The organism is Bacteroidales bacterium (assembly GCA_012519055.1).
GTDB lineage: Bacteria > Bacteroidota > Bacteroidia > Bacteroidales > Salinivirgaceae > JAAYQU01.
On the sequence record JAAYQU010000037.1, the window covers coordinates 72,132 to 84,511 of the forward strand.

General features: G+C 34.5%; 11 protein-coding genes and 1 tRNA gene. 10 read left to right on the top strand and 2 right to left on the bottom strand.

What is annotated here, in order from left to right:
* Positions 1 to 123: 123 nt before the first annotated feature.
* From GX311_06955 to GX311_06970, 4 genes are all read left to right on the top strand, one after another.
* A complete protein-coding gene (locus GX311_06955) occupies positions 124 to 624 on the top strand; it encodes a hypothetical protein (GenBank protein NLK16117.1) in 501 nt (166 codons plus the stop codon).
* Between the two features lie 61 nt (positions 625 to 685).
* On the top strand, positions 686 to 1,771 hold the full coding sequence (locus tag GX311_06960) for a hypothetical protein (protein ID NLK16118.1): 1,086 nt from the start codon (positions 686 to 688) through the stop codon (positions 1,769 to 1,771).
* An 80-nt stretch (positions 1,772 to 1,851) separates the two neighbouring features.
* Positions 1,852 to 3,999: a cation:proton antiporter gene (locus tag GX311_06965; protein NLK16119.1), complete on the top strand. Its 2,148-nt coding sequence runs from the start codon at positions 1,852 to 1,854 to the stop codon at positions 3,997 to 3,999.
* Between the two features lie 266 nt (positions 4,000 to 4,265).
* Positions 4,266 to 6,308: a response regulator gene (locus GX311_06970; protein ID NLK16120.1), complete on the top strand. Its 2,043-nt coding sequence runs from the start codon at positions 4,266 to 4,268 to the stop codon at positions 6,306 to 6,308.
* Positions 6,309 to 6,373: 65 nt separating this feature from the next.
* Here the strand turns inward: GX311_06970 and GX311_06975 are convergent.
* Positions 6,374 to 6,445, bottom strand: a tRNA-Arg gene (locus GX311_06975).
* A gap of 189 nt (positions 6,446 to 6,634) precedes the next feature.
* Positions 6,635 to 7,294 carry a DNA repair protein RecO gene (gene recO, locus GX311_06980; protein ID NLK16121.1) on the bottom strand — a complete coding sequence of 220 codons (660 nt, stop codon included), beginning with the start codon at positions 7,292 to 7,294 and terminating at the stop codon, positions 6,635 to 6,637.
* Positions 7,295 to 7,639: 345 nt separating this feature from the next.
* Between recO and GX311_06985 the strand changes: the two genes are divergently transcribed.
* The 6 genes from GX311_06985 to GX311_07010 form a co-directional block, all read left to right on the top strand.
* Positions 7,640 to 8,851 carry a hypothetical protein gene (locus tag GX311_06985; GenBank protein NLK16122.1) on the top strand — a complete coding sequence of 404 codons (1,212 nt, stop codon included), beginning with the start codon at positions 7,640 to 7,642 and terminating at the stop codon, positions 8,849 to 8,851.
* 12 nt (positions 8,852 to 8,863) lie between these two features.
* A complete protein-coding gene (locus GX311_06990) occupies positions 8,864 to 9,337 on the top strand; it encodes a gliding motility lipoprotein GldH (protein NLK16123.1) in 474 nt (157 codons plus the stop codon).
* Positions 9,338 to 9,341: 4 nt separating this feature from the next.
* Positions 9,342 to 10,097 carry a tRNA (guanosine(46)-N7)-methyltransferase TrmB gene (trmB, locus tag GX311_06995; protein ID NLK16124.1) on the top strand — a complete coding sequence of 252 codons (756 nt, stop codon included), beginning with the start codon at positions 9,342 to 9,344 and terminating at the stop codon, positions 10,095 to 10,097.
* Positions 10,036 to 10,368, top strand: a complete 333-nt coding sequence (locus GX311_07000) for an MGMT family protein (protein NLK16125.1) — start codon at positions 10,036 to 10,038, stop codon at positions 10,366 to 10,368. Before trmB ends, GX311_07000 begins: the two co-directional genes overlap by 62 nt.
* A gap of 13 nt (positions 10,369 to 10,381) precedes the next feature.
* Positions 10,382 to 11,470, top strand: coding sequence for an Mrp/NBP35 family ATP-binding protein (locus GX311_07005; protein NLK16126.1), 1,089 nt, complete (start codon positions 10,382 to 10,384; stop codon positions 11,468 to 11,470).
* A gap of 19 nt (positions 11,471 to 11,489) precedes the next feature.
* Positions 11,490 to 12,380, top strand: an 891-nt coding sequence (locus GX311_07010; protein NLK16127.1) for a hypothetical protein, incomplete at its 3' end; no start/stop codon positions are given.

The following is a 12,380-nucleotide window of genomic DNA, read 5'->3' on the forward strand; positions in this document are numbered from 1 at the left end:
ATAGTACTCTCTCAATCAAAACAAATGGTTGGGAGAGTATTAAACTCCTAAACAATTGATTATGAGAAAAACATATTACCCAATCATATAAAATTATACTTAAAACATTACTCCACATTAATTATGCGTAAAATATTGTTAATACTTATGGTTTTTATCACTCTTTTTAGTAGCTGCGAAAAAGAGGTAAATACGTCATTTCGACTTGTTAAAGTTCTGATTAACAAGACAAATAGAGATTTAATATATTTTGTAAATACCAATGTTTCAAAAGATTCAAAGATATCTTTTGGAAATGACAGTATTAGTTTAATATTTGTTAAAAACAGCAAAACAAATTTGCCACCAATTGGTCCTTATTACATTGATGTAGAAAATGTGGCTGTAGAAAAAGAGGTGATTTTTAATCTTAGTGACACTAGTTTTTTTGAATTTAATCAAAACAGACTGTCTTGGAGTGAAAAAGACTCTTTATATTGGGCAAATATGTCATTAGAAGCAAAAGGAACTACTTTTAATACTGAGCATACTGAAACTTTACAATATTCAGACGAGCTGTTAGACATTATGTGTAAAGACTATTCAATGCTTGAAAAGTTTCCAGAATATTATTCAAAAAAATAACTAAATCACTCTCAATCAAACAAATGATTGAGAAAATATAACAACACTAAAACAGCTAATTATGGAAGAAAGCATGCTACAGCTGCACCCCGGCTTGATTATAGGATTTGCAATTGCAATAATCGCAATGCTTGCAATAGACCTTGGCGTTGCCAACAAAACAAGCCACGTTATCTCAACTAAAGAGGCGGCAATATGGACAATTATCTGGATATCAATGGCAATGCTCTTCTCAGGCGTTGTATATTTGGTATATAACAACGATGGACACGAAATAGCTGTCGAGAAGTTTACACAGTTTCAGGCTGCGTACTGGATTGAAAAAGCCCTCTCGGTTGATAACCTGTTTGTTTTTATTCTGATTTTCTCTTTTTTCAAGGTTCCCAAAAAGTTGCACCATAAGGTTCTGTTCTGGGGGATTATTGGAGCCGTTGTTTTCAGAGCAATTTTTATTTTTACAGGCGTTTGGTTAATTAACCTTTCATATCTTCCCGAATTTTCTATCGGTAGCTGGAAATTTTGTTTAGACCCAACAAATCACGATCTATCAGTCAACTGGGAGAACAAAGAGTTTTTCAGAATAAATGTTTTAATGACACTCTTCGGGATTTTCCTTATAGTTGCAGGGATAAAAGCCTTAATTGAAACTATTAAAGGGAAACATACTGATAGCGATTTTGATAATTCACCAGGAGCTAAATTGGTAAAAAGACTTTACAAAGTGAGTGATGATTACGATGGTGAAAAGTTTTTTACTGTTAAAAACGGTGTCAAATATGCCACGCCTCTATTGGTGGTTGTAGTAATTATCGAGTTTTCCGATATACTGTTTGCAGTTGACTCAATACCAGCTGTTTTCGCAATATCTAAAGACCCGTTTATACTTTACACATCGAATATTTTTGCGATTCTTGGTCTCCGTTCGCTATATTTTCTGTTAGAAAATCTACAGGATAGATTTAGCAAACTACCCTACGGACTATCAATTATCTTAGCTTTTATTGGCACTAAAATGATAATATCTCCGTGGTACGAAATGAAATCAACGGTATCTTTAACAATAGTCGGAAGTATATTAGTATTATCAATTGTATTGTCGTTTCTTTCTCCAAAAAAGGAGTTAAACGTTTCTGAAACAACGGAATAGAGTATTAATAACTACGATTTAAAAACAAATTAGTACATTTGTCATGTGCTAATAAGGAAAAATTGTAATCGCTAATACCAATGACAGATTTTTGGCAAAAGTTATCGAACGAGTTTACTCTGCCGCTGCAAGATCCTATTTTGGTATTTTCGCTTATACTTTTTATAATACTGCTATCGCCCATTATCCTACGCCGATTTAATATTCCTGGAATTATTGGATTAATTATTTCTGGAGTGATAATAGGTCCTTATGGCTTAAACATATTGGAGAACAATTCGGCAATAGACCTCTTTTCTACAATTGGGCTTCTTTATATAATGTTTATTGCCGGGTTAGAGTTAGATATTGCAGAATTTAAGGCAAATCGTAATAAAAGCATTCTTTTCGGTTTTTTTACTTTTACAATACCGTTGGGAGTAGGCTTCCCTGTCTGCTACCATTTATTAGGATACGATTTTAATGCTAGTTTATTAACGGCAAGCATGTTTGCTACCCATACGCTGGTTGCATATCCAATTGTTAGCAAGTTAGGAATATCAAAAAACCAAGCTGTAGCTGTTACAGTAGGTGGTACTATACTTACAGACACAGCTGTTTTAATATCCCTTGCAGTTATTGTTGGCGGTGCTCAAGGAACTATAGACAGCAAGTTTTGGCTCAGACTAGGCATTTCGCTTGCTATTTTCACAGCAATAATGTTTTTCATAATTCCAAGATTAGCAAAATGGTTTTTTAGAAAATTGGAGAGTGAAAAACATTCGCACTATATTTTTGTACTGGCAGTTGTGTTCTTTGCCGCATTCCTTGCCGAAGTTGCCGGATTAGAGCCTATTATCGGCGCATTTGCCGCAGGACTAGCGTTAAATAAACTTATCCCAAGCTCTTCGTCATTGATGAATAGAATTGAGTATGTTGGCAACTCCCTTTTTATTCCCTTTTTTCTGATAAGCGTAGGAATGATAGTCGATGTGAGCGTTATCCTGAACGGACCGATGGCACTAGTAATTGCAGGAACGCTCTCTGTAGTTGCAATATTTGGCAAATGGCTGGCTGCACTAATAACACAACTAGCTTTTAAATATTCAAAAGCACAACGACAACTAATTTTTGGACTCAGTAGCTCACATGCTGCAGCAACGCTTGCCGTTATCTTGGTTGGATACGAGGCTGGTATTATAGACGACAATATTCTTAACGGTACAATTATTCTAATACTTATAACTTGTGTAGTTGCGACTTTTGTTACCGAAAAAGCCGCTAAAAAAATTGTTTTAGAGACAGAAAATAGTGACACCGATATAGAAAAATCCATCGGCATACATAAAGAACATATTTTACTACCCGTTGAAAAATTCGATAATATAGGCACACTGCTCGAATTTGCTATTTTGATAAAAAACAAAAAATCAGAAAATCCAATATCAATTCTTTCTGTTGTAAGTAACGATACAGAGGCAGGAATAAAAATTATGAAAACACGCGAAAAACTTGAAGAGTTTGTAAAACAGGCTGCTGCTTCTGAGACAAAGGTTGACATAATTACAACTATAGACTATAATCCAATAAGCGGAATGAGCCGGATAGCAAGAGAGATATTGGCAGACATAATTGTACTGGATTGGCCCGACAGAACTAATTTTTTTGAGAGATTGCTTGGCGAAAAGATTGACTCAATAATAAGCAATACCGATAAAACACTGTTTATCTGTCATTTCGAAAAACCGTTGGTTTCACACAAAAGAATGGTGGTTGCTGCTCCGCCATTTTCCGAACATGAAAACGGATTTAATATATGGATAACCAAAACTCTACTGCTCGCCAAAGAGCTTAGCATACCGGTTAAACTTATATGTAACGAATCAACAGAAAAGGCTATCGATAAAATAATAAAAAAGGCTAAACTATCAGTTAAAACAAACATGAGTCTTTTTTCCGACTGGGAAGATTTTCTTGTTATTTCACGTAAAATAGATAAAGACGATTTGATTATATTGGTATCAGCACGCAGGGGAGCGCCTTCACACATAGGCGTTTTGGATAGAATGCCCTCAAGATTAGAAAAATATTTTGCGAATAACAACAGAGTTATAATATATCCGCAACATATCAATATTTATAGGACTTTGGAGCACTATAAAGGGATTTCATCAGAGCCATTACACAAAGGTATTAAAGCAGCGCGAAAAATTAGAAGAGGTATTGGCTCGGTATTAAAAAGAAATTAAAACTATTAATTGTCAGGCCTCACAAAATAATACTTGAAACTGAAGTTTTCAGTACCCCTAGTTAATACTACATATAACGAGTTTCAAGCTCAATTTACGAATCATTTTTTTCAATATTTTCTTTTAAAACTGGCACTAATTGCATATCTTTATTAACTTGATTAGTATTCATTTTTAATATAAAATGATGTAAAATCATACTATTCAGCTACTTATATTACACTATTAATCAAAGAAATAAAAAGATATTAGACACCATTCTGAATATGCAAAAACTAATCACAACGATATGCATTCGGTTTATTAGTCAAAAAACTGGATTGTTAAAAGATGAAATTCAACTTTCTCTGCAAGAAATAGGCGAATTTTCGAGTGTTGACAGAGCCTATATTTTTTTATATGATTTTGTTAAAGATATACAAACCGTTACTTTCGAATGGTGTGCCAAAGGCATTTCAAGTAAAAAAAAGAACTTTACAGATATACAAAATGCTTTAACACCTGAGTTAACACTACATCACAAACAGGGCAAAATAAGCTATATAAATGACGTGTCATTGTTAAACAACGATTCTACATTAAAGAAACTGTTGATAAAAGAATCGGTTAAATCATTAATTACAATTCCTCTCTGTTTTGAAAACACCTGCTTTGGTTATTTGGGATTTGATTCCATCAAAAAACAGAGACAATGGAATGAAGAAGAAATCTCTGCCTTAAAGCTATTTGCCAACCTACTTGTTAACGTGCGAATAAAAGAAAAGTATGGCAATTGTATCATTGAGGCAAAATCTGAAGCTGAACAAAACGAAAAGAAGATAAGAAACCTAATTGAACACTCCCCGATTGGTATTCTTAACGTATTGCCCAGCGGCATTATTACAGAGTTAAATGAAGCCACAGTAAATATTTTAGGATCTCCGACAAAAGAACATACAAAAAGAATAAACGTACTGACAGCCAAATTCCTTATTGACTCAAGATTTACAGCTAATTTTATAAAATGCGTTGAAGAAAAAAAATTAATAAAAGATGAAACAAAATATCGCAGTGTTTGGAGCAAAGAAAGCTACCTGCGATATTACTTAAATCCAATACTTGTTAATGATACTGTCCAAAGCGTATACGTCAGCATTGAAGATATAACCGAAATATACAAAGCCAGACTCAAATTAGTAGAACTCAAAGAAAAAGCAGAGGAAAGTGATAGACTAAAATCAATGTTTCTTGCTAACATGAGTCACGAAATAAGAACACCAATGAACGGCATAGTAGGTTTTGCAGAACTACTCAAAGAACCTAATATTTCTGAAGAAAAAAAGAGACACTTCATCGAAATTATAAACTCAAATGCTTACCATCTACTCGACTTGATTAATGATATTATTGATATTTCAAAAATTGAAGCTGGACAAGTAGATTGCAATTTAAGCGAAGTCAATCTTAATTCGCTAATTGATGAGATAAATGACATGTGGCAGCCAATAGCCCAAGAGAAAAACATAAAATTAACAAATATCACAACTTTTAGCAACTCTCAAAGCGGAATTATTACTGACGCATTAAAACTCAAACAAATCATTATTAACTTGATTTCTAATGCAATAAAGTTTTCAGATGACGGAAAAGTAGAATATGGATACTATTTAAAAAACAGAGAACTATTATTTTTCGTAAAAGACACAGGCAAAGGAATACCCGCTGAATATGTTGACAAAATATTTGAACGCTTTTATCAATTAGATAACCTGCCCCAAGACAGCCGTACCGGATCTGGACTAGGTCTACCAATTAGCAGCGCGTACGTACAACTGCTTGGTGGCAAAATATGGCTTGATACAGAACTAGGGAAAGGAACAACATTTTACTTCACAATACCATACAAACCTACTACTACAACACAATTGACTGACACTAATTTAAAATATTATGAAGATCTTGACTGGTCAAACAAAACCATTCTTCTTGCCGAAGATGATATCTCTAACAACATATATATTGCAGAAGTACTACGTAAAACAAAAGTAAATATCATTATAGCAAAAACAGGTCAAGAAGCTATTGACAAAGTAAAATCTGAAAAACAGATCGACTTAATATTGATGGACATAAAAATGCCCGTAATTGACGGATTAACAGCCACAAAAGAGATATTAAAAATAAATCAAAATATTCCGGTTATAGCCCAAAGTGCTTACGCCTTTGCAGAAAACGTTGATAATGCTAAAAAGGCAGGCTGCGTAGATTTTATCTCCAAACCAACTAAATCAACAGAACTAATATCCAAGATAACTAAACATTTACGTTAAATGCTAGAAGCGAAGTACAAGTATCTTGTACTAACTTAAATTTCAGATTTTTGATTTTAATATAGTAGCCCCGACAGGAATCGAACCTGTATCTAAAGTTTAGGAAACTTCTATTCTATCCATTGAACTACGGGGCCTCAATAAAAGAAAGGAGTGCAAATATATTCATTTTTTTCAAAAGCCCGAAAAGAACTCAAAAGTGTTTTATGTAGAGACGTCACATTGTGGCGTCTCAATAATGCCATAATTTCCAAACAACTAACCTCAAACTACTTTTACCTTACTCCTTTTACCTTGCTCCTTTCACCTTTTACCTTTTACCTTCACTAAAACTGCTGCAGCACGCGATGTGAAAACAAATCTCCTATAGGTAAATGCATTTGGTAATATGAAAGCAGCCGATTCAATACAACCTGCCTTTGAGCCCTCGTAAGCTTTATATTTGAAAAATCCGTTATTGAAGTATCTTTTAGTCTGTCAAGTAAAACTCCGATATCTTCGTTGTCATAACTCTGAGAAACGCTAAATCCAAACGTTGGGTAAATTCCCAAATATTTTGAAAAATGCACCATAAAACTCAAGTGAAAACAACTCCACGTATCACGTGATTGATCAAACAACTCTATTGAGCTTACGATAAAATCAAACAACACTTTATTGGCAACTTGCTCGCGCAATGTTTTAGAAAGCAACTCGGAAATAAATAAACATATAAATGTCTTCCCATGATTAAACGGAATATCTATAAAGGGCTTCCAAAGCTGAACCGCCTTAATCCGTCGCATATCAGAATAACGGCTACCATAAAAACTGATTTCTACCAAAAAAAGAGGTTGAAACAGAACATTGTTTTTTAACGATTTTGATTTCTTTGATGTAATAAAGCTCAAACGTCCGTATTCAGAAGTGTAAGCGTGGACTATTGCCTGAGAATCACTATAATCTACAACCTGTAAAATAATTGCCTTGGTGCTCTCCAACTCCATTCTGGAAAATTTTATCGGTGCTACAAATATAAGTCTTTTTCGGTTCTTATTTGCCCAAAGTAGTGACCGAGCATGCATTGTCTTTACAAAGCGTTAATACTCAAATCATTGCCCATCGACTGCAAATTACCAATTGATTTCTTGTTTAGATTAAAGCCCATAAATAGTGTATCACAAACTTATCCAAGACTTAAAAAAAACACAGCTTTCAGTTAATAATCAGATAGTTAACTGCTAATATACAACTACTAATTGTTAATTGTTCATTGCTAATTGTTAATTACTTTCAACTTTTAACTCAAAATTAGTTAACTTTGTGGGTTAAACAATTAAGATTTCCCGTGTATGGAACAAAATATATATAAGAAAAATGATATTCAACAAACAGAAGAAAACCCTAACAGACCAAAGTTTACAGCAAATTTCGGTAAACTAAATGTACACAGCTGGTTATACAACAAGCCTACTATTCCACTAAAAAAGGATGTTGTTGAGGTTGCATTTAAAAACACGCGAAAAGAGTTTTTTCACAATGTTAACAATTTGAATCTCAAAATAGGAGATATTGTAGCTGTAGAGGGCTCTCCTGGTCATGATATTGGTACAGTTTCTCTTACTTCGGAAGTAATTCCAGAGCAACTACGTAAATATAACCTTTCATTAGATTCAGAGTTCAAGAAAGTATATCGTAAAGCTAAGCCTTCCGATATCGAAAAGTGGAAAGAGGTTATGGCGTTAGAACATTCAACAATGTTAGAGTCGCGCAAATTAGCTCGCGATATGGGTTTGAATATGAAAATTGGCGATGTTGAATATCAAGGCGACAAAACCAAAGCTATTTTTTATTATATTGCTGATGAACGTGTTGACTTTAGACAACTAATTGTTGTTTTAGCCGAGAGATATAAAATTAGGGTAGAGATGCGTCAAATCGGAGCAAGACAGGAGGCCGGACGTATTGGCGGCATTGGTGCTTGTGGCAGAGAGCTTTGCTGTAGTACATGGATTGGAAACTTTGTTTCAGTCGCAACAAATGCCGCTCGTGCTCAAGAATTATCGCTAAACCCACAAAAACTTGCTGGGCAATGCTCAAAACTAAAATGTTGCCTAAACTACGAGCTTGACAGTTATTTAGATGCGAGGCGTGATTTCCCCAACCATGAAACAATTTTAAAGACAAAAGAGGGAGACGCCACACACCAAAAAACCGATGTTTTTAAAGCAATAACGTGGTATAGCATAGATAATGACGAGCGTAATCAAGTAGTACCACTTAGTGTAGAAAGAGTAAAAAAAATTATTGAACTTAACCAAAAGGGAATTATCCCGGACAAACTAATAGACAAAAATGAGTTACAGACTCCTACACAGAAACAGGAAGAAAAAACGGATTACCAAAATGTTGTAGGTCAAGATAGTATAGATAGATTTAGTAAACAAAAACCGAAAAGTAGAAGTAAGAGACGAAACAAAAATCGGAGACAACAAAATCTAAGAAAACCAGGTTCCAATAAAGACTTTAGAAAAGAGGATGATCAAAAACAAGAAAACGATTAATTAATTATCAAGATGAAGCACATATTATCAGCTTTGTTGATCACAACTACTATTTTATTGCTAACAGTTTCATGCGATAAAACAAGGGTTTATGAAGTAAACATACCCATAAGTGGCGAAAACTGGCATAAAGACAGCGTTTATTCGTATAATTTTACTATCGAAGATACTTTAAACGCGCATAATATTTTGATTAATATCAGAAACACAGGAAATTACAGATATCAAAACCTGTTAATTTATGTTGATTTTGAAATGCCTAACAATCACACGATTATCGACACTCTAAATTGTATCCTTGCCGACAAAAAAGGCAAGTGGTATGGAAAAGGCTGGGGAAGCATTTGGTCTAGCACTATTCCATATAAGGCAAATATTAGGTTTCCTGAAAAAGGCAACTATTGCATTAAGATGAACCACGCCATGCGTGACGAAGAATTAAAAGCAATAACTGACATAGGAGTAAGAATAGAAAAGAGAGATTAACACTGTGGGGAAGAACAAATTACAACGTTTTGCCGAAAACGCAACATACGAACATGTTGTGCAGCCTGATATTATAGAGGCTCGCTTTCAAGACAATCCTATAAAAGGAAATTGGCGCAAACAGATGTTCAAAAACAGTAATCCTATTGTTGTTGAATTGGGTTGTGGAAAAGGCGAATATACAGTTGAACTGGCGCGCAAAAATCCCAACATTAACTATATCGGAGTAGATATCAAGGGTGCACGATTATGGAGAGGAGCCAAAACATCAGCCGAAGAAAACCTTAAAAACGTTGCCTTTCTGCGCACTCGCATAGAGTTTATAACAAGATATTTTGCTCCCGACGAAGTTGATGAAATATGGATTACATTTCCCGATCCACAAATCAAACCAAGACGTGCCAAAAACAGATTAACCCATTCGGCATTTTTAAGTCGATACCAACAATTTTTGAAGTCTGGCAGCGTTGTACACCTTAAAACCGATAATCTGTTTTTACATAGATACACAAAAATAGTTCTCGAACATAACAAAATTAAAATTGTCGAATCAAATGAAGATATTTATTCTGACAAAAACATTAAGCACGATTTAGCCATAAAAACAACTTACGAGCAGATATTTATGAATCAAGGATTTCCAATTACATATATAAAATTTATTTTAGACAAATCGACAAAAATTACAGAACCCGAATATGACCACCACGAATTACTTCGAAACTGTTTACCAAATAGTACGTATGATTCCGAAAGGTAGAGTTACAACATACGGAGCCATAGCGGCATGTATTGGAGGCAAACAGGGAGCGAGAGTTGTTGGATGGGCATTAAACAACACATTAAAATTACCAGAAGCTCTTCCTACACACCGAGTTGTAAACAGAAACGGCGTACTGACAGGAAAGCGATATTTTGCAGACAATAGTATGATCAAATTATTAGAATCAGAAGGCATTAAGATTTCGAAAGATAAAATAGAGAATTTCAAAGAGCGTTTTTGGGACCCTATGAAAGAATTATCGTTATAATATACTAAATATCATGACATTGACAGTTAAAGATATTTTCAAAAGCTTACAAAAAATAACACATCCGGAAAGCAAGTCTGATATTGTTTCCCTTGGAATGGTGCAAGAAGTTAAGGTATCAGGCAACAAGGTATCTTTTACTTTGATATTCAAGAAAAATAGCGACCCCACAATAAACCAAATCCGACAATCGTGCGTAAAACAGTTGGAAGCAGATTTTGAAGATATAGAGGTTCGTGGAAATATTAAAATCAAAGCATTACAAAAAGATCCCGAACTATCTGGATTAGACAATGTTAAAAACATAATAGCTATTGTATCAACCAAAGGAGGCGTGGGCAAATCGACAGTATCGAGCAATTTAGCTATTTCGCTATCTAAGTTGGGATACAAGGTGGGACTTCTAGATGCCGATATTTACGGACCAAGCCTGCCAAAAATGTTTGATTTGGAATATGACAGGCCCGAGGTCAAAAATGTCGGAGGAAAAACTGTTATCACTCCATTAGAAAAATATGGATTAAAACTTATCTCCATAGGATTTTTTGTTGATCCCGAACAACCATTAATTTGGCGCGGTCCCATGACAACTAATGCAGTCAAACAAATTTTACTCGAATCAGACTGGGGAGAGTTAGACTATCTAATTATAGATACGCCACCCAATACAGGCGACATTCATTTAACTTTAGTTCAGACAGTTGCACTTACCGGAGTGATCGTGGTCTCAACGCCTCAACAAGTAGCAATTGCCGATGTAATTAAAGGAATCAACATGTTTAGAGCCGAATCGATATGCGTTCCAGTATTGGGAATAGTTGAAAATATGGCATGGTTTACCCCGGCAGAACTGCCCGAAAACAGATATTATATTTTCGGCAAAGATGGTGTTAAAGAGATGTCCGAGAAACTAAACATACCAATTATTGGACAGATACCTATTATTGAGAGTATTGTAACCGACTCGGACAACGGAACACCCTCGGCTAATAAAGAGTCTATTGAGGGAAGCGCGTTCAGACAATTAGCAAAAAACGTTGTGAAAGCCGTTGATAAAAGAAATATAGAGATACCGCCAACTACAATAGTTGAAATAAAATAGATAAAGATATATCACAGCCTTGAAAAAAATACTTTACATATTTATAGTTATTGTTGCAATAGTTGCAACTTCATGTTCTACACAAAAAAACACATGGAGTCGTCGTACATATCACAACGTAACAGCATATTTTAATGCGTATTATAATGGCAACCTTGCTTATCGCGAAGGAATAAAAAAAATTGAAAAAGATTCAAAAGACAACTACAATCTTATTCTGCCGATTTTTCCTTATTCAATAGCAGGAGCGTATTCTAAAGCCACAGGTGATATGGAAACAGCCTATAAAAAAGGTTCAAAAGTTATTCAAAAACACTCTATTACAGCAAAGCCATCAAAAAAATCTAAAAGACGTAGAAACAACGATTTTTATAACCAACCTGAGTATAACAAATGGACTTGGCACTCATATCTGTTGATTGGGAAATCGCATTTTATGCGACGTGATTTTTATGCAGCTATTGAGTCGTTTTCGTTCATAATACAGACGTACTCCAACATGCCAATCAAATACGATGCACAGCTGTGGTTAGCAAGGACTTACACAGAAATGGGTAATTTCCGTAGAGCAGAGCAAAGTATCAAGCATATTGAGAGTAATCCCGACTTTCCAAAAAAACTTGAACGTGACTTTAACTTACTCAAAGCAGACTTTCATTTAAAACAGAAACAGTACGAACTTGCTGCTAAACATTTAGAAATTGGTGCTCAACTTACTAAAAGAAAAGTAGAAAAATATAGATATAATTTTATTTTAGGTCAAATATATCAAGAGCTTGGCGATGATAAAAACGCATTTGAAAAATATTCAAAAATCATTAAAAGCAATCGTAACTACGAAATGGGTTTTAATGCACGTATCAATTTAGCTCAAATAGCAAGCAAAAATGAGAGCGACAATACAATTCTA